The following is an 18,751-nucleotide window of genomic DNA, read 5'->3' on the forward strand; positions in this document are numbered from 1 at the left end:
GTCAGGGGGACGCGGCGAGTCGGCGTATCGCCGCCATCGGGACCGGCAGCCAGTCGGGCCGGTGCCGGGCCTCGTACAGGACTTCGTAGATCGCCTTGTCCGTCTCGTAGGCGCGCAGGAGTACGGGATCGGCGCGCGGGTCGCGGCCGGCGACCTCCGCGTATCCGGCGCAGTACGCGGCCCGGCAGATGTCGGCCCAGTCGGGCACCGCCGGGACTGGGGTGCCGCCCCCTGCTCGAGCGGAGCCGAGGGCCCCGGGGACGGCGTGGGCCGCGTAGTCGAAGGAGCGGAGCATCCCCGCTATGTCCCGCAGGGGCGGCTGGGGCATGCGGCGCTCGGCGAGCGGTCTCGAGGGCTCGCCCTCGAAGTCTATGAGCGACCACTCCCCGGAGGGCGCGCGCAGGCACTGGCCGAGGTGCAGATCCCCGTGTATGCGCTGGGCGGTCCAGGTCCGCCCCTCGGAGGCCAGGTCGGCCAGCGCCTCGAAGGCGGTGCGCAGACCGGCGGCGTACGGCCGCAGCGCGGGCACCGCCTGCGCCGCCGTGGCCAGCCGCTCGGTCATGCCGTCGGCGAGCAGTTCCATCTGCACGTGCCCCAGGGTGACCGTGGGCAGGGCCCGGGCGAGGGCCGTGTGCACCTCGGCGGTGGCCCGGCCCAGCGCTCGCGCCTCCCCGGTGAAGCCCTCGCCGTCGCGACAGCCGTCCTTCGCCAGTTCGCTCTCCTTGGCCAGTTCGCTCAGGGCCAGCTCCCAGCCGTCCACCGCGCCCTGGACATAGGGTTGCAGCACGCCCAGTGTGTACGTCTCCCCGTCCAGGTCGGCGGCCATCCACGCCGTCGGTGCCGGCACCCGTGGGCAGCCCTCCCGGGCGAGCGTCAGCGGCAGCTCCAGATCGGGGTTCACCCCCGGGACGATGCGGCGCAACAGCTTCAGGATGAACGTATCTCCGAAGACCAGGGACGAGTTGGACTGTTCCGCGGTGATCAGGCGCGGTATCAGATCGCCCCGTATCTCCTGGCGTCGGTCCCGTTCGAAACGCAGCTCGCCGACGCGGGCCCGGGTGCGCAGGGCCTCCAGGAGTACGTCGGCGGGGCGCGGGTCGTGCAGTGCCTCGTAGACCGTGTGTCCCGCCAGCGGTCCCTCCTCCACGTGCCCGATCAGCGCGGGCGCGAGGTGCGGCGGGAGTGCCTCGCGTACGCCGAGGAGCAGTTGGTAGCAGTCGCCGGGCTGGGCGCCGGCTCCCTGGGCGGGGGTGAGCGGCTGGTGCGCCCGGACCAGCAGGTGGAGCAGGCCCAACTGAGCCGTCGAGGGCAGCAGTTCGTTGGCCGTCACCAGGGAGAACCCGGTCACCGGACGGCCCTTGCCCGCGAACCAGCGCTGCCGTGGCAGCCATTCCCGTAGGAGTGGATCGAGCGACGCGAGCAACTCGGGGCGTGCGACGGGGGCCGTGACAGAGTGGATTGCGGCTTCCGACATGACGTCGCGTCCTTTCCCCAGGGGCCCGGAGACCGGGGGAGTCGGGGTGTTACTGATGCGTGCCCAGGGCGGGACGGAGGAAACCGCCCCGCCGACCGGGTTCTGGAGTCTGTCCTTGGATCAGACGGCGTCCTTGCGGAGCCGGAACCAGTAGAAGCCGTGGCCCGCGAGGGTGAGCAAGTACGGCAGCTCTCCGATGGCCGGGAATCGCACCCCGCCGATGAGTTCGACCGGGTGGCGGCCGTTGAAGGCCCGCAGGTCCAGTTCGGTGGGCTGGGCGAAGCGGGAGAAGTTGTGCACGCACAGGACGAGGTCGTCCTCTGTGCCCTCGGTGGAGGGGGCCTCGCGCAGGAACGCGATGACGGCGGGGTTGGAGGACTGGAGTTCCGTGTAGGAGCCGAGGCCGAAGGCCTGGTTCTGCTTGCGGATCTCGATCATGCGGCGGGTCCAGTGCAGCAGGGACGAGGGCGAGGACATGGAGGCCTCGACGTTCGTCACCTGGTAGCCGTAGACGGGGTCCATGATCGTGGGCAGGAACAGCCGGCCGGGATCCGAGGAGGAGAAGCCCGCGTTGCGGTCGGGTGTCCACTGCATCGGGGTGCGTACCGCGTCGCGGTCGCCGAGCCAGATGTTGTCGCCCATCCCGATCTCGTCGCCGTAGTAGAGGATCGGCGAGCCGGGCAGGGACAGCAGCAGGGCGGTGAACAGCTCGATCTGGTTGCGGTCGTTGTCGAGCAGCGGGGCGAGCCGGCGCCGGATGCCGATGTTGGCGCGCATCCGCGGGTCCTTGGCGTACTCCGCGTACATGTAGTCGCGTTCCTCGTCGGTGACCATTTCGAGGGTGAGCTCGTCGTGGTTGCGCAGGAAGATGCCCCACTGGCAGCCGGACGGGATCGCCGGGGTCTTCGACAGGATTTCCGAGACCGGGTACCGGGATTCCCTGCGTACCGCCATGAAGATCCGCGGCATGACGGGGAAGTGGAACGCCATGTGGCACTCGTCGCCGCCGGAGGGGAAGTCGCCGAAGTAGTCGACGACGTCCTCGGGCCACTGGTTCGCCTCCGCCAGCAACACCGTGTCCGGATAGTGCGTGTCGATCTCCTTGCGCACCCGCTTCAGGAACTCGTGCGTGGCCGGAAGGTTTTCGCAGTTCGTTCCCTCGACCTGGTACAGGTACGGCACCGCGTCCAGCCGGAACCCGTCGATGCCCAGGTCCAGCCAGAACCGCAGCGCGGAGATGATCTCTTCCTGGACGGCGGGGTTCTCATAGTTGAGGTCGGGCTGGTGGGAGAAGAAGCGGTGCCAGAAGTACTGCTTGCGGACCGGGTCGAAGGTCCAGTTGGAGGCCTCGGTGTCGACGAAGATGATCCGGGCGTCCTCGTACTGCTTGTCGTCGTCGGCCCAGACGTAGTAGTCGCCGTAGGGTCCGTCGGGGTTGGTGCGGGACTCCTGGAACCACGGGTGCTGGTCGCTGGTGTGGTTCATGACGAAGTCGATGATGACGCGCATGCCGCGCTGGTGGGCGGCGTCGACGAACTCGACGAAGTCGGCGAGGTCACCGAACTCGGGCAGGACGGCGGTGTAGTCGGAGACGTCGTAGCCGCCGTCCCTGAGGGGTGATTTGAAGAACGGGGGCAGCCACAGGCAGTCGATGCCCAGCCATTGCAGGTAGTCGAGTTTCGCGGTGAGGCCCTTGAGGTCGCCGATGCCGTCGCCGTTGCTGTCCTGGAAGGAGCGGACCAGGACCTCGTAGAAGACGGCGCGTTTGAACCAGTCGGGGTCGCGGTCCCTGGCCGGGGTGTCCTCGAAAGTGTCCGGGACGGGCTCGTTGACGATCATGTGGTGGGTGACCCTCCGATCTGCGGTGAGGACGGTCGCAGGACGGTGAGGATGTGCGCGGGGCTATGCCCTGGCTCAAGACGCACATAGTTGGCCCTGCCCCAGTTGTAGGTCTCGCCGGTGAGCTCGTCGCGCACCGGCACGGACTCGTGCCAGTCCAGGCCGAGTTGCGGCATGTCCAACGAGACCGTCGCCTCCTGGGTGTGGTGGGGGTCGAGGTTGACCACCACCACAACCGTGTTCGATCCGCTCCCGTCCGTGACCGACTTCGAGTAGGCGATCACCGCGTCCTTGTCCGTGTGGTGGAAGTGGAGGCCGCGCAACTGGCGCAGTGCCGGACTGCGCCGGCGGATGGCGTTGAGCGCCCTCAGCAATGGCGCGATGCTACGACCCTCCCGCTCCGCCGACTCCCAATCCCGCGGACGCAGTTGGTACTTCTCGGAGTTCAGGTACTCTTCGCTGCCCGCACGCAGGGGGGTGTGCTCACAGAGCTCGAATCCGCTGTAGACGCCCCAGGTCGGAGACAGCGTCGCGGCGAGCACCGCACGCAGTTCGAAGGCCGGCCGCCCGCCGTGCTGAAGGAACTCGTGCAGGATGTCCGGGGTGTTCACGAAGAAATTGGGCCGCATGTAGGCGGACGCCTCCCCCGACAGCTCACCGAGGTAGTCGGTCAGCTCCTCCTTGGTGTTGCGCCAGGTGAAATAGGTGTACGACTGCTGGAAGCCGACCGCCCCCAGCGTGCGCATCATCGCGGGCCGGGTGAACGCCTCGGCCAGGAAGATCACGTCCGGGTCGGTGCGGTTGATGTCCGCGATGACCCGCTCCCAGAAGACGACCGGCTTCGTGTGCGGGTTGTCGACGCGGAAGATCCGCACACCGTGGCTCATCCAGTGCCGCAGCACCCGCAGCGTCTCCTGGATCAGCCCCGGCATGTCCTGGTCGAAGGCGATCGGATAGATGTCCTGGTACTTCTTCGGCGGATTCTCCGCGTACGCGATCGACCCGTCCGCCCGGTGGTGGAACCACTCGGGATGCTTCTGCACCCACGGATGATCCGGCGAGCACTGGAGCGCGAAGTCGAGCGCGATCTCCAGCCCCTCCCGCTCCGCCCGCCTCACGAAGGCGTCGAAGTCGTCGATCGTGCCGAGGTCCGGGTGAACGGCGTCGTGCCCGCCCTCCGGGGAGCCGATCGCCCACGGCACACCGACGTCGTACGCCCCCGCAGAGAGAGTGTTGTTGGGCCCCTTGCGATAAGTGGTCCCGATGGGATGAATCGGCGGCAGATACACGACATCGAAACCCATCCGCGCGATGGCGGGCAGCCGCTCGGCGGCGCTGCGGAACGTGCCGTGCACCGGCGGATCGAGATGTCCGCTCTCCGAACGCGGAAAGAACTCGTACCAGGAGCCGTACAGCGCCCGCTCGCGCTCCACCAGCAGGGGCAGCGGCTCCGAGCTGCTGACCAGCTCACGCAGCGGATGACGAGTGAGGACCCTGTCCACTTCAGGGGTACGGGCGGCGGCGAGCCGGGCCGCCGAGGAACGGCCGGTGTCCCGCAGTGCGTCCGCCGCGGCGAGGACGACATCCCTTCTGCCCTTGCTCTTCGGCACTCCGGCGGCAGCGCGCTCGTACAGCCGGGCGCCCTCCTCCAGGACCAGTTCCGTGTCGATGCCCGCCGGGATCTTGATCCCCGCGTGATGGCGCCAGGTGGAGACCGGATCGCTCCAGGCCTCCACGGTGTACGTCCAGTGGCCGGTCGTCCCGGCACAGACGGTGGCGCCCCAGCGGTCGGTGCCGGGGGCGAGTTCGCGCATCGGGGTCCAGGGGCCGGTGCGGCCCTCCGGATCGCGCAGGACGACGTTCGCGGCGACGGCGTCATGACCTTCGCGGAAGACGGTGGCCGTGACTTCGAAGACCTCGCCGACGACCGCCTTGGCGGGGCGACGGCCTTGCAGGACGAGGGGCCGAACGTCGACGACGGGAATGCGTCCGACGCTCTCGCCCCTTTCACCCGCCTGTTCGGAGGGTTGCTCCGGGGCGCGCGGGACGGCGTCGACCTTGTGTATGGGGGGTGTGTCGGAGGTGGTCGTCGGGGGTGGCGACGTGTGGTGCGTGGCGGGCATGACCGCTCCTGTCCGCGTCAACGTGGGTGGGCGGATGACGGTGTGGGGAGGTGGGGCCTGCGGGGCGTACCGGGGGAGCCTTCCCACCCTATTCGGGTGAGCAATCCGGCAGGTTGCTAACTACTTACGCGTATGTCTACACACAAGACCGGCCTCGTCCGACGGGCGAGGCTGGTGCCTGCTACGGCGGTTCTTTACGAAGAGCCGACCTGCAGAAGCCTGTTCGGCGAACCGAGCCCCGCACCGACGACCTTCCCGTACACCGCCCGCCCGACCAACGCTGTGCCCACTTGGGCCGGGGTCGCCTTCGGGTGACCGGCGAGATAGAGCGCCGCCGCGCCCGCGACATGCGGGCTCGCCATCGACGTACCGGAGAAGGTCGCCTTCCCGGTGTCGCTCGCGTACGACGCCGACGTGATCGCCACGCCGGGCGCGAACAGGTCGAGCGCCGCCCCGAAGTTGGAGAAGCTCGCCCGGGCGTCGGCCCTGTCGCTCGCCCCGACCGTCAGCGCCTCCTTGACCCGGGCGGGGGAGTACAGCCCGGCGGCCAGTCCGTCGTTGCCCGCCGCGACCGAGTACGTCACTCCGGAGGCGATGGAGTTGCGGACGGCGGCGTCCAACTGGGCGTTCGCGTGGCCGCCCAGGCTCAGATTGGCGACCGCGGGCTTGTGCGCGTGCCGGGTCACCCAGTCGATACCGGCGATGACCTGCGCGGTGGTGCCGGATCCGGCGTTGTCCAGCACCCGCACGGACACGACCTTGGCCTTCTTCGCCACACCGTAGGTCGTCCCCGCGATGATCCCGGCGACATGCGTCCCGTGCCCGTTCCCGTCCCCCGCCGCCTTGTCGTTGCCCACGAAGTCCCAGCCGTAACCGGCCCGCCCCCCGAAGTCCTTGTGCGTGATCCGGATCCCCGTGTCGATGACGTACGCCGTCACGCCCGCGCCCGCCGACTCCGGCCACGTGTAGCCCTTGTCGAGCGGCAGAGCGGGCTGGTCGATCCGGTCCAGCCCCCAGGACGGCGGGTTCTTCTCGAAGTGGTCGAGTGTCACCCGGGTGTCCTGGACGACGGAGGCCACACGGGAGTCCGCCGCGAGCCGCCGCGCCTGCTTCTCGCGCACCTGAACCGCGTACCCGTTGAGCGCCGTGCCGTACGTGTGGCTGATTCGCGCTCCGTACTTCTCGGCGATGCCCTTACCCACCGACGACGGAGCCCTCGTACCCCCCTTGAGTGTCACGATGTAACTACCGCTGACGGAACCGGGTTCGCCGGCGCCGAGTATCCGCCCCTCCGGGGCGGCGTGCGCGGGCAGGGTGACGGCCGAAAGCACCGCGGCCGTCGTGACCGCGGTGAGGCATCCTGCCCAGCGCAGACGCCGCTGTCTCGTCTGTGCCATGACGTGAGTTCCCCTCCTCAAGTCGGCGTACGCCGACCGGGACCGACCGGTGTGCGACCGGGGTCGCGCGTACGCCACTTGGCAGCCTCTCGTGTGGTGTGAAGCACCACAAGGCCGCCCATGCGGGCGGAATCGGCCATACCCTCCGGGGGTGGGGCGGAATGGTCGCGTCGATTCCCGGCCGACGGTTCCTCTCGTCGACGCCCTCGGCCGAGTCCGTCGACTGTGGGCCGGTGGGGTCCGTTCGCGCAGTTCCCCGCGCCCCCAGGCCGGGGCTGCGCCCCGATCCCCCGCTCGGGCGATTGGCTCGACCGGCGGCCGGTGGGGGCTGGTCGCGCAGTTCCCCGCGCCCCTGAGGCGGGGGCTGCGCCCCGTCGTGTTCAGGCGTGTTCTGACGTCGTGTTCCACTCGCCCGCGGCCAGCGGACTGCGGAAGGGGGCGTGGGGGTGTGTCGCAAGCCCGTCGCTCACGTTCGGATCGAGCAGCGGCTCGCCGGCCCGGCCCACGTCTGATCCGGCGGCGACGGGCTCGACGCACCCCCACGCCCCCCGACCCACCCACGCGCGCCCCCCGACCCACCCACGCACCCGCCACCCACGACGTCGGAGTTCATCGATGCGCCGTGTCGTGGAAACACCCTCGCCGCTACCGTCGTCGGTGACGTACATCCCGCCGCATACGTCTTTTGTGAAGGTGGAACTTGTGAAGGCAATCCGCAGATTCACCGTTCGCCCCGTACTGCCCGACGCCCTTCACCCGCTCAGCGACCTCGCCCGCAACCTGCGCTGGTCCTGGCACGCCGAGACCCGCGACCTGTTCCAGTCCGTCGACCCCGAACGCTGGACCGCCTCCGACGGCGACCCCGTACGCATGCTCGGCAGCGTCCCTCCCCACCGCCTCGCGGAACTCGCCGAGGACCGCCGCTTCCTGCGCCGCCTCGCCGCCGTCGCCGACGACCTGCGCGACTACGTGACCGGCGATCGCTGGTATCAGACCCAGACCCAGATTCCCGACCTCCCCGCCGCCATCGCCTACTTCTCACCCGAGTTCGGCATCACCGCGGCCCTGCCCCAGTACTCCGGCGGCCTCGGCATCCTCGCCGGCGACCACCTCAAGGCCGCCAGCGACCTCGGCGTACCCCTCATCGGCGTAGGACTCCTCTACCGGCACGGCTACTTCCGCCAGTCCCTCTCCCGAGACGGCTGGCAGCAGGAGCACTATCCCGTCCTCGACCCCAACGAACTCCCTCTCGTACCCCTGCGCGAATCCGACGGCACCCCGGCCCAGGTCACCCTCGCCCTCCCCGGCGCCCGCGCCCTGCGCGCCCGCATCTGGCTGGCCCAGGTCGGTCGCGTCCCCCTCCTCATGCTCGACTCCGACGTCGAGGAGAACGACCTGGGCGAACGCGGGGTGACCGACCGGCTGTACGGCGGCGGCAGCGAGCACCGGCTGCTGCAGGAGATGCTGCTCGGCATCGGCGGGGTGCGCGCCGTACGGACGTACTGCCGGCTGACCGGCCACGCCCAGCCCGAGGTGTTCCACACCAACGAGGGCCACGCGGGCTTCCTCGGCCTGGAACGCATCGCCGAACTCGCCGAGGGACAGGACGGGGACGACGGCAACGGCGGGCTGGACTTCGAGGCCGCTCTCGAATCCGTCCGCGCCGGTACCGTCTTCACCACCCACACCCCCGTCCCCGCCGGTATCGACCGCTTCGACCGCGAACTGGTCGCCCACCACTTCGGCCCGGACGCCGAACTCCCCCGTATCGACGTCGAGCGCATCCTCGGCCTCGGCATGGAGACCTATCCGGGCGGTGAGCCGAACCTCTTCAACATGGCCGTGATGGGGCTCAGGCTCGGCCAGCGGGCCAACGGGGTGTCGCTGCTCCACGGTCACGTCAGCCGCGAGATGTTCTCCGGGCTGTGGCCGGGTTTCGACCCGGACGAGGTCCCGATCACCTCGGTCACCAACGGCGTGCACGCACCGACCTGGGTGGCACCGGAGGTCTTCCGTCTCGGCGCCCGCCAGATCGGCGCGCAGCGCACCGAGGACGCGATGACGGTCGGCGGCTCGGACCGCTGGGACGCGGTGGCGGACATCGCCGACCAGGAGATCTGGGACCTGCGCCGGGTACTGCGCGAGCAACTGGTCCTCGAGGTACGGGAACGCCTGCACGCCTCCTGGCGCCAGCGCGGCGCCGGAACGGCCGAACTCGGCTGGATCGACGGGGTGCTGGACCCGGACGTCCTCACGATCGGCTTCGCCCGCCGCGTCCCTTCCTACAAACGTCTGACCCTGATGCTGCGCGACCGCGACCGCCTGATGGACCTCCTCCTGCACGCCGAACGCCCGATCCAGATCGTGGTCGCGGGCAAGGCTCACCCCGCGGACGACGGCGGCAAGCGACTCGTGCAGGAACTGGTCCGGTTCGCGGACGACCCGCGCGTACGCCACCGGATCGTCTTCCTCCCGGACTACGGGATGGCGATGGCGCAGAAGCTGTACCCGGGCTGCGACATCTGGCTGAACAACCCGCTCCGCCCGCTGGAGGCCTGCGGCACGTCCGGGATGAAGGCGGCACTCAACGGCTGTCTGAACCTCTCCGTCCTGGACGGCTGGTGGGACGAGTGGTTCCAGCCGGACTTCGGCTGGGCGATCCCGACGGCGGACGGCACGGCGACGGACGACGACCGCCGCGACGACCTGGAGGCGGCGGCCCTCTACGAGCTGCTGGAACAGCGCGTGGCGCCCCGTTTCTACGAGCGGGGTCAGCACGGTCTGCCCGACCGGTGGATCGAGATGGTCCGCCAGACGCTGACCCATCTCGGCCCGAAGGTCCTGGCGGGCCGGATGGTGCGCGAGTACGTGGAGCGCCTCTACGCCCCCGCGGCCCGCGCCCACCGCGCCCTGGCCCCGGAGGCGGCCCGCGAACTGGCCGCCTGGAAGTCCCGCGTCCGGGCGGCCTGGCCCCGGGTCACGGTGGACCATCTGGAGGCCTCCGCCGCCACCACGACCGCCGAACTGGGCACCACCCTCTCCCTGCGCGTGCGGGTGGCGCTGGCCGACCTCGCCCCGGACGACGTCGAGGTCCAGGCGGTCTCGGGCCGCGTCGACTCGCAGGACCGCATCGCGGACGCGAGCTGCGTCCCGCTGAAACCGGCGGGCGGCCCGGACCTGGAAGGGCGCTGGGTGTACGAGGGGCCGCTCTCCCTGGACCGCACCGGCCCGTTCGGCTACACGGTCCGTATTCTCCCCACGCACCGACTGCTCGCGTCCGGCGCCGAGCTGGGCCTGGTCACGATGCCTTCGGAGGAGGTGGGGGAGGAGGCCGGGGTCCTGATGCGCTGAGCGGGCCGAAAGCGGAAGGCGGACTGCGGGCCTACGGTTCGAACCCCGCGCACAGCCGACGCAGTACGGTCCCGCAGCGCCGTGCGTAGGCGTGCTGGAGCCCCCGGGTCGCCGGTCCTCCCGCGCGGGTGTACCACTTGGCCGCACGGCTGAAGGCGGTCACGGTCAGCCAGACCGTGCCGTCGCCCGTGCGGTCGACCACGAAGGCCTCCTCGCCGTGCTCGGGGTGGCCGGGCAGGGTGCCGTAGGCCCAGCCGGCCCGGCGGTACTCCTCGACCGTCCAGACCACACGGCAGGGGGCTCTGAGGGGGCCGAGTCCGACGGTGACGTCGACTCCGGGGGCTGCCTTGTCGGCGGTGGCGGTGATGCCCACGCCCATGGCGCGGTGCATCTCCCAGGTCATCAGCGCTTCGGAGGCCGCGCGGAAGACGGCCTCGCCCTCGCCGACGCGGGTGCGCAGGTGCAGGGGGTGGAACCCCGGCGGGCAGCGGCCGTCGCGCGTCGCGCCCACGTCCTCGTAGGTGAAGGGGTTGTCCGGGGAGACCATGGGGGACAGCGTAGGGCGGTACCCGGAGGTGCCTTCCCTCCGGGTACCGCCCAAGGTGCCTGAGGGGGTCCCGAGGACCCCGTGGGCACTAGCTCACGTTGACCGCTGTCCAGGCCGCGGCCACCGCCTTGTACTCGGCGCTGGTCGAGCCGTACAGGGCGGACGCCGCGGAGAGCGTCCCCGTGCGGGCCGACTTGTAGTTGGTCGTCGACGTGAAGTACGTCGTCAGCGCCTTGTACCAGATCTGCAGGGCCTTGTCCCGGCCGATGCCGGTGACGGCCGTGCCGTTGTACGTGGGCGAGTTGTAGCTGACGCCGTTGATGGTCTTGGCGCCGCTGCCCTCGCTCAGCAGGTAGAAGAAGTGGTTGGCGACACCGGACGAGTAGTGCACGTCCAGGTTGCCGACGCTGGAGGACCAGTAGTCGGCGGAGCCGCCGTCCTTGCTGGGTTTGTCCATGTAGCGCAGCGGGGTGCCGTCGCCGTTGATGTTGATCTTCTCGCCGATGAGGTAGTCACCCACGTCGGAGGAGTTGTTGGCGTAGAACTCGACGCCGGTGCCGAAGATGTCGGAGGTCGCCTCGTTCAGACCGCCGGACTCGCCGGAGTAGTTGAGACCGGCCGTGTTGGCGGTGACGCCGTGGCTCATCTCGTGCCCGGCCACGTCCAGCGAGGTCAGCGGGTGGGTGTTCCCGGAGCCGTCGCCGTACGTCATGCAGAAGCAGCTGTCGTCCCAGAACGCGTTGACGTACGCGTTGCCGTAGTGGACGCGGGAGTACGCGCCGACCCCGTTGTTCTTGATGCCGCTGCGGCCGAAGGTGTTCTTGTAGAAGTCCCACGTCTCCTGCGCGCCGTACGCGGCGTCGGCGGCCGCGGTCTGGTCGGTGGTGGAGCTGGAGGCCGCGCCGGTGCCCCAGGTGTCGTCCGCGTCGGTGAACAGGGTGCCCGTGGAGGAGGAGGTGCTGTGCGACTTGTTGTACGTCTTGTGGCCGCCGCGGGTCCCGTCGGTCAGCTGGTACGTCGAGCCCGACAGGGTGGTGTTGAGGCTGACCGTGCCCGAGTAGAGGGTCTTGCCGGTGCCGGTCTCGATGCCCTGGTACTCGTAGAGCTTCTTGCCGGTGGCCGCGTCGGTGATGACGTGCAGCTCGTTCGGGGTGCCGTCGTCCTGGAGACCGCCGACGACCGTCTCGTAGGCGAGGGTGGGCTTGCCGGTGGCGGCCCAGATCACCTTGCGGGGGGCGCGGTCGGCCGTGGTCTTCTCCGAACCGGCGGCCTTCGCGGCGGTGAGAGCCTGCTTCTCGGCCTTCGCGGTGGTGACCTGCGGCTTCAGCGAGGCGACCTTGATGGCCGTCTTCACGGCCTTGGTGACGCCCTCGGTCTTGCCGGCCTTGGACTCGTGGACGACCAGGTCGCCGCCGAGGACCGGAAGGCCGTTGTACGTGCGCTCGTAGCGGGTGTGCACGGTGCCGTCCGCGTCCTTGAGGACGTCTCTGACGACGAGCTTCTCCTTGGCGCCGAGGCCTATCTGCTGGGCGGTCTCGGGCGCGGCCGCGTCGGCCTGCTGGATCAGGCTCGTGCGTGCGGCGGCGGAGAGCTGGACCGTGGCGCCGGGGAGCTTCGCCTTGGCGGCGGCCGACTCGGTCTGGGCGGAGGCACCGGTGGTCAGACCGGTGGTGAGCAGGGCTCCGGCAGCGACAGCGGTGGCGATGGCCAGAGTGGTGCGCTTGTGACGCGCGTAGAGGGGGGTCACGCAATCTCCTCTTGTGGGGGCGACCGGACGGCGTGGGGTGGCCGTACGGAAGGTGCGAAGTTGCGGTGCGGGTGAGCCGTGCGGTGGAAGAGTGACATCCAGGGCGCGTACATGTCAGGAGGGCGATGAAATCTTGGCCGAAAAGCGTCCGTTGGATGAAGATCGCTGTTCGTTAAGCGGATCTCGATCTTGGTCAAGCGGCAACAAAAGCAGGGTCATGGCGCGGCAAAGAGGGCGCCGCCCCGGGAGTCGAACCCCGGGGCGACGCCCTGTCGGTGCCGTGTGTTCAGGTGCGGTCTACGGGAACGTCAGCTTCCAGCTGTTGATGTAGCCGGTGTCCTGCGCGGCCTTGTCCTGGACCCGCAACTTCCAGGTGCCGTTGGCGACTTCGGAGGACGCGTTGACGGTGTAGGTCTCCTGGACGTTGTCCGCCGAGTCGGAGGAGCTGAAGGCCTTCAGGGGGTACACCGTGCCGTCCGGGGCCAGCAGATCCACGACCAGGTCGCCGCGCCAGGTGTGCACGATGTCCACGTCGACCAGAAGGTTCGACGGGGCGTTGCCGGTACGGCCGGTGACCGCGATCGACGACGTCACGGCCGGCCCGTTGTCCGGAATCGATACGTCGCTGGTGTTCTCGAACGACGTACCGGTGCCGCCGCCGCCCGGACGCGAGCCGACCTTCACGGCCGCCCAGGCGTTCTGCACCGCCGTGTACTCGGCGCTCGTCGTGCCGTACAGCTCGCCCGTCGCCGCGAGCGTGCCGGTGCGGGCCGCCGCGTAGTTGGTGGTCGAGGTGAACTTGGTGGTGAGCGCCCGGTACCAGATCTGCAGGGCCTTGTCGCGGCCGATGCCGGTGACCGGAAGGCCGTCGGCGGTCGGCGAGTTGTAGCTGACGCCGTTGATGACCTTGGCGCCGCTGCCCTCGCTCAGCAGGTAGAAGAAGTGGTTGGCGACACCGGACGAGTAGTGGACGTCGAGACCGCCCACGCTGGAGGACCAGTTGTCCGCCGAGCTGCCGTCCTTGCTGGGCTTGTCCATGTAGCGCAGCGGGGTGCCGTCGCCGTTGATGTCGATCTTCTCGCCGATGAGGTAGTCACCCACGTCGGAGGAGTTGTTGGCGTAGAACTCGACGCCGGTGCCGAAGATGTCGGAGGTCGCCTCGTTGAGGCCGCCGGACTCACCGGTGTAGTTGAGACCCGCGGTGTTGGAGGTGACGCCGTGGCTCATCTCGTGCCCGGCCACGTCCAGCGCGGTCAGCGGGTCCGCGTTGCCTGCCCCGTCGCCGTACGTCATGCAGAAGCAGCTGTCGTCCCAGAACGCGTTGATGTACGCGTTGCCGTAGTGGACCCGGGAGTACGCACCCACGCCGTTGTTCTTGATGCCGCTGCGGCCGAAGGTGTTCTTGTAGAAGTCCCACGTCTCGGCGGCGCCGTAGTGGGCGTCGGCGCCCGCGGTCGCGGCGTTCGACGTGGTGCCGTTGCCCCAGGTGTCGCTGGTCTGCGAGAACAGGGTGCCGGTGCCGGACGTACCGTGGTTGAGGTTGTACGTCTTGTGGCCGCCGCGCGCGCCGTCGGTGAGTGTGTAGTTGGAGCCCGACTGCGTGGTCGTCAGCGTCACCTGGCCGCTGTACTGGGTGTTGCCGATGCCGGTCTCGATGCCCTGGTACTCGTAGAGCTTCTTGCCGGTGGCCGCGTCGGTGATGACGTGCAGCTCGTTCGGGGTGCCGTCGTCCTGGAAGCCGCCGACGACCGTCTCGTACGCCAGGGTCGGTGTGCCGTTCGCCGCCCAGATCACCTTGCGGGGCGCCCGGTCGGCGTCCGTTTTCTTCGAACCGTCGGCCTTGGCGACGGACAGGGCCTGCTTCTCCGCCTTGGAGGCGGCGATGGCGGGCGTGAGCGAGGCGACCTTGAGGGTGGCCCGCGTCGCCTTGATGACCTGCTCGGTCTTCCCTGTCTTGGTGGTGTCGACCACCAGGTCGCCGCCGAGGACCGGGAGTCCCGCGTACGTGCGCTCGTAGCGGGTGTGGACCGTGCCGTCCGCGTCCTTGATGACGTCGCGGACGACGAGCTTCTCCTTGGCCCCGAGGCCCAGGTCCTTGGCGGTGGCCGCCTTGGCGGCGTCCGCGTCGCGTATCAGCTCCGCGCGTTGCGAAGGTGTGAGCTGGACGGCGAGGGAACCACGGTTGATCTTGCCGAGGGAGGATTTCTGGGGGGCCGCGCTCGCGGCGCCCGACTGGACGGCCGCGGCCAGCAGGGCGGAGACGCCGACGAGGGCGACGGCCGCGACACGGCGCTGGGTGTGGGAGGTGCGTCTGTGGGAGGAACTGCTGCTCAACACACTGACTCCTTCTGCGTGGCCACGGCTCGCGCGGCCAGTGGGGATCCGGTCGGGGTGGGTACCCGTCCGGGCAGAACAGGGCAGAACAGGGCAGAACAGTGTGGATCGCGGAACCAGTTGCCTGGGGTTCCACGGCCACGACACGGCGACGGTGCTGTGAGGTTGCTGTGAAGTTGCCGTGGGAAGAGTGGCAGGAGATTTCGCTTTCTGTCAGGACCGCGTCAGGAACTTGGCCGGAATTCGTCCGTTGTCCGGGTGTTCATGTTCGGCATGCGGACTGTTTGCCGGAGCGTGTCCGGTCCGTGGCGGGGCGAGGTGCGAGGGCCCTGCCGCACCTCGCCAGAGCGGCCGGACGAGCCCCGACGCACCCGGCCCTGACCCCCGCTCAGGGCCTCGCCCTGAGCCCCGCTCAGGGCCTCGCTCCGACCCCGCTCGGGCCCCCGTCCTGGTCCCCGCTCGGCCCCCGCATCAGTCCCCGTGCCACGTCCGCCAAAGTGCCGCGTACGCCCCCTCGGCCGCCACCAGCTCGTCATGCGTGCCGAGTTCGGTGAGCAGTCCGTCCTCCATCACGGCGACCCGGTCCGCGTCGTGCGCGGTGTGCAACCGGTGCGCGATGGCGATCACCGTGCGCCCCTCCAGCACGGCGGCGAGCGCACGCTCGGTGTGGCGCGCGGTCGTCGGATCGAGCAGGGCGGTCGCCTCGTCGAGGATGAGGGTGTGCGGGTCGGCCAGCACCACCCGGGCCAGGGCGAGCTGCTGGGCCCGCGACCCGTCCGTCCGGCGGCCGCCGGTGCCGAGCTCGGTGTCCAGGCCGTCCGGATGCTCCCGGACCCAGCCGTCGGCGCCGACGGCGGCCAGCGCCGCCCACAACGCCGCGTCGTCGGCGGCGGGTTCGGCGATCAGCAGGTTGTCGCGAACGGTGCCCAGGAACACGTGGTGCTCCTGGGTGACGAGGACGACCTGCCGGCGCAACTGCTCGGGATCGAGGTCGGCGATCGGTACGCCCCCCACCGTCACCGAGCCGGACCGCGGCGCGTCGATGCCCGCGAGCAGTCGGCTCAGAGTGGTCTTCCCGGCGCCGGAGGGCCCGACGACGGCCAGCCGTTCCCCGGGCCGCACGGTCAGGTCGACTCCGCGCAGCACCTCGCCCCCGCGGTCGTAGGAGTAGCGGACATCCGTCACGTCGATCCGGTCGTCGACCGGGGTCGGCGAGCCCGACGGCACGGCCCGTGGCGCGCGGGCCAGCCCCTCGACGCGGGCGAACGAGGCGCCGCTGCTCTGCAACTGCTCGACCTGCATCAGGATCTGGTCGAGCGGCTCCGCGAGCTGGCGCAGATACAGGGTCGCGGCGACCACCGCACCCAGGCTCATCGCCCCCCTCGCGTGCAGGGCACCGCCCACCAGCAGGACGGCGACCACGGGAACGACGTACGACACCTCCACGGCCGGGAAGAACACGCTGCGCAGGAACAGGGTCCGCATCCGCCGGACGCGGGACGTCTCCAGCGTCCGACGGCTCGCGGCGATCCGGCCGCGCTGCAGCCCGAACGCCTCCACCGTACGGGCACCGGACGCGGTGGCCGCGAGGATCTCGGCGACGTCCGAGGTGGCGGTGCCCTCGGCGAGATACGCGGTGCGCGCACGGCGCAGATACCAGCGCAGGGCGAACCAGATGCCGACGAGCCCGAGCACCCCGCAGGCGCCGAGCAGCGGGGCGATGACGAAGACCGCGCCGAGGATGAACAACGCCTGGGCGCACGAGATGAGCAGTTCGGGCCCGGCGTCGCGCAGGGTGTTGCCCACCACGGTGACATCGGCGGTGCCGCGCGCGGTCAGGTCGCCGGTGCCGGCCCGCTCCACGACCGAGGCGGGCAGACTCAGCGCCCGCTCCACGAACTGCTCCCGCACCCGGGCCAGCGTCCGCTCCCCGAAGCGGTGCCCCACGTACCGTGCCCACCGCGCCAGCAGCAGCTGCGCCAGCGAGCACACCAGGATGACCGACGCCAGCCGGTCCACGACGTCCACACCGTCCCCGGCCCGTACGTCGTCGATGATCCGCCCGAGCAGCCAGGGCCCGACCAGACCGGCCGCCGCGGCCAGCGAGTTGAGGCCGAGCACGGCGGCGAAGGACCGCCCGTCCGCCCGGATCAGCCGCACTGCCGCCCGGCGCACCTCGACGGGTTCGGCGACCGGCAGATGCGCGCTCATCGCAGGACCTCTTCCGTGTCGCGGGCCACCAGCGCCCGGTATGCCGGCTCCCCGTCGAGGAGTTCGTCATGGCTGCCGCTCGCCGCGACCTTGCCGTCGACCAGGAAGTGCACGGTGTCCACCTGGTCGAGCATCAGCGGCGAGGTGCTGGTGACGACGGTCGTACGGCCCGAGCGTGCGGCCCGCAGCCGGGCCGCCACGGCCGCTTCGGTGTGCGCGTCGAGCGCCGAGGTGGGTTCGGCGGCGAGCAGTACCTCGGGGTCGGCGAGCAGCGCCCGCGCCAGACGTACGCGCTGTCGCTGGCCGCCGGAGAGGCTGCGGCCCTGGGCGGTGACGTCCGAGTCGAGACCGTCGGGGAGACCGAGCACGATGTCGTCCGCCGCCGCCGCGCGCACCGCCCGGGCGATCGCCTCCTCGTCGTGCTCCCGGCGGCCGGAAATCAGCTCGCGCAGGGTGCCCGCGAACAGGTCGGCCTCGTTGTCCGCGACCAGGATCCGCTCGCGCACCTGCGCCAGGGCGATCTCGTCGAGCCGTACGCCACCCCACGTGACCGCCGTCTCCGCGTACCGGCCGAGGCGGTCGACGACGGCCTCGGACTCCACGGGAACGGCTCCGACCAGCGCGGTGAGCCGCCCCGGCAGCACCCGTACCCCGGAGTCCGGATCGTGCAGCACCGCCGGGGAGGCGGGCGCGTCCCGGGCGTCGGGGTGGTCGGCGACGGGCTCCAGGGACAGGAACCGTACGACACGCCGGGCGGCGACGACGGCCCGGCTGAGCTGGTAGCCGCTCTCGATGAAGAAGTACACCGGCATCACGAGGACCGCGACATAGCCGTACACGGAAACCAACTGGCCGATGGAGATCTCGCCCTGGGCGGCGAGCCGGGCCGCGAGCCAGGTCACGAGGGCGAGGAAGAGGGTCGGCAGTCCCGTGCCCAGTGCCTGGATCCAGCTGGTCGCCGCCCCGACCCGGTACCCCTGCGCCCGCAGCTGCTGCGAGTCGCGGCGGAAGGTGTCCGCGAACAGCCCCTTGCCACCCAGACCGTTGAGGACACGCAGGCCCCCCGCGAGGTCGCCGATCCGCGCGGTCAGCACCCCCTGCCGCTCGCGGTACTCGGTCTCCGCACCCTGCAACCGACCCATCAGCGGGCCGACGAGCCCGGCGATCAGCGGCACCCCGAGGAGTATCACCACCGACAGCTGGAGCGAGACCGACATCAGCAGCGCGGCCACCACGCCGTAGGTGACGATCGCGGCGATGCCGGGACCGACGACGGTCAGCGACTGGCTGATCGTCTGGACGTCACCGACGCCGATCGTGACGACCTCCCCGGCGCCGACCTGGCGGCCCAGCGCGGCACCCAGCCGCGCCGACTGCCCCACCACGACCTTGACCGTGCGGAAGTTGGCGTCCATCCGGACCTTGGTCATGGTCCGGTGCCGCATGATGCCCAGCCAGGCGTTGAACACGCCGATACCCAGCACGGCGGCCGTCCAGCCGAACAGCGCGCCCCGGTCGTCCGGCTCCAGGCCGTCGTCGATCGCCCGGGACAGCAGATACGGCGGCAGCGCCAGGAGCGTCATCCACACCGTGGCGAGCAGCGCGCCGGCCGCGCTGCGCCCCGACTGCCGGGTGACCAGCCACCACAGATACCGCCACCCGCCCCGGCAGTCGGGCGTCCCCGGGTCCTCGTGAGCGTCGATCATCGGGCCCTCATGCCTTTCACTC

The 18,751-nt window shown here is 70.4% G+C and carries 10 protein-coding genes; 1 reads left to right on the forward strand and 9 read right to left on the reverse strand.

The window, feature by feature from the left end; translation table 11 throughout:
• Nucleotide 1: 1 nt before the first annotated feature.
• The 4 genes from AAFF41_RS32290 to AAFF41_RS32305 form a co-directional block, all read right to left on the reverse strand.
• Complete coding sequence (locus AAFF41_RS32290) at nucleotides 2-1,474, reverse strand: maltokinase N-terminal cap-like domain-containing protein (protein ID WP_343325051.1); 1,473 nt, start codon at nucleotides 1,472-1,474, stop codon at nucleotides 2-4.
• A 120-nt stretch (nucleotides 1,475-1,594) separates the two neighbouring features.
• Nucleotides 1,595-3,313 carry a maltose alpha-D-glucosyltransferase gene (treS, locus tag AAFF41_RS32295; RefSeq protein WP_054232351.1) on the reverse strand — a complete coding sequence of 573 codons (1,719 nt, stop codon included), beginning with the start codon at nucleotides 3,311-3,313 and terminating at the stop codon, nucleotides 1,595-1,597.
• The gene (locus AAFF41_RS32300) at nucleotides 3,310-5,436 is read right to left on the reverse strand and encodes an alpha-1,4-glucan--maltose-1-phosphate maltosyltransferase (RefSeq protein ID WP_319746883.1); all 2,127 of its coding nucleotides are present in this window, start codon (nucleotides 5,434-5,436) and stop codon (nucleotides 3,310-3,312) included. Before AAFF41_RS32300 ends, treS begins: the two co-directional genes overlap by 4 nt.
• Before the next feature lie 194 nt (nucleotides 5,437-5,630).
• On the reverse strand, nucleotides 5,631-6,833 hold the full coding sequence (locus AAFF41_RS32305; protein ID WP_319746886.1) for a S8 family peptidase: 1,203 nt from the start codon (nucleotides 6,831-6,833) through the stop codon (nucleotides 5,631-5,633).
• Between the two features lie 702 nt (nucleotides 6,834-7,535).
• On the opposite strand from AAFF41_RS32305, the gene glgP reads away from it, so the two are divergent.
• Nucleotides 7,536-10,184 carry an alpha-glucan family phosphorylase gene (glgP, locus tag AAFF41_RS32310; RefSeq protein ID WP_319746887.1) on the forward strand — a complete coding sequence of 883 codons (2,649 nt, stop codon included), beginning with the start codon at nucleotides 7,536-7,538 and terminating at the stop codon, nucleotides 10,182-10,184.
• A 31-nt stretch (nucleotides 10,185-10,215) separates the two neighbouring features.
• On the opposite strand, the gene AAFF41_RS32315 is transcribed toward glgP, so the two are convergent.
• From AAFF41_RS32315 to AAFF41_RS32335, 5 genes are all read right to left on the reverse strand, one after another.
• Complete coding sequence (locus tag AAFF41_RS32315) at nucleotides 10,216-10,731, reverse strand: DUF1990 domain-containing protein (protein WP_319746889.1); 516 nt, start codon at nucleotides 10,729-10,731, stop codon at nucleotides 10,216-10,218.
• Between the two features lie 88 nt (nucleotides 10,732-10,819).
• Entirely contained in the window at nucleotides 10,820-12,478 is a 1,659-nt protein-coding gene (locus AAFF41_RS32320) for a M4 family metallopeptidase (protein ID WP_319746891.1), read from the reverse strand.
• Between the two features lie 297 nt (nucleotides 12,479-12,775).
• Complete coding sequence (locus AAFF41_RS32325; protein ID WP_343325052.1) at nucleotides 12,776-14,812, reverse strand: M4 family metallopeptidase; 2,037 nt, start codon at nucleotides 14,810-14,812, stop codon at nucleotides 12,776-12,778.
• A 471-nt stretch (nucleotides 14,813-15,283) separates the two neighbouring features.
• The gene (locus tag AAFF41_RS32330) at nucleotides 15,284-17,023 is read right to left on the reverse strand and encodes an ABC transporter ATP-binding protein (RefSeq protein ID WP_319746895.1); all 1,740 of its coding nucleotides are present in this window, start codon (nucleotides 17,021-17,023) and stop codon (nucleotides 15,284-15,286) included.
• Nucleotides 17,020-18,729, reverse strand: a complete 1,710-nt coding sequence (locus AAFF41_RS32335) for an ABC transporter transmembrane domain-containing protein (protein ID WP_343325053.1) — start codon at nucleotides 18,727-18,729, stop codon at nucleotides 17,020-17,022. Before AAFF41_RS32335 ends, AAFF41_RS32330 begins: the two co-directional genes overlap by 4 nt.
• Nucleotides 18,730-18,751: the final 22 nt, after the last annotated feature.

Origin of the sequence: Streptomyces mirabilis (assembly GCF_039503195.1) — a bacterium.
GTDB lineage: Bacteria > Actinomycetota > Actinomycetes > Streptomycetales > Streptomycetaceae > Streptomyces > Streptomyces mirabilis_D.

Excerpts from the sequence above, each read along its gene's own strand:
- AAFF41_RS32290 (WP_343325051.1), bottom strand. The coding sequence starts at position 1,474 with ATGTCGGAAGCCGCAATCCACTCTGTCACGGCCCCCGTCGCACGCCCC.
- treS (WP_054232351.1), bottom strand. The coding sequence starts at position 3,313 with ATGATCGTCAACGAGCCCGTCCCGGACACTTTCGAGGACACCCCGGCC.
- AAFF41_RS32300 (WP_319746883.1), bottom strand. The coding sequence starts at position 5,436 with ATGCCCGCCACGCACCACACGTCGCCACCCCCGACGACCACCTCCGAC.
- AAFF41_RS32305 (WP_319746886.1), bottom strand. The coding sequence starts at position 6,833 with ATGGCACAGACGAGACAGCGGCGTCTGCGCTGGGCAGGATGCCTCACC.
- AAFF41_RS32315 (WP_319746889.1), bottom strand. The coding sequence starts at position 10,731 with ATGGTCTCCCCGGACAACCCCTTCACCTACGAGGACGTGGGCGCGACG.
- AAFF41_RS32330 (WP_319746895.1), bottom strand. The coding sequence starts at position 17,023 with ATGAGCGCGCATCTGCCGGTCGCCGAACCCGTCGAGGTGCGCCGGGCG.
- AAFF41_RS32335 (WP_343325053.1), bottom strand. The coding sequence starts at position 18,729 with ATGATCGACGCTCACGAGGACCCGGGGACGCCCGACTGCCGGGGCGGG.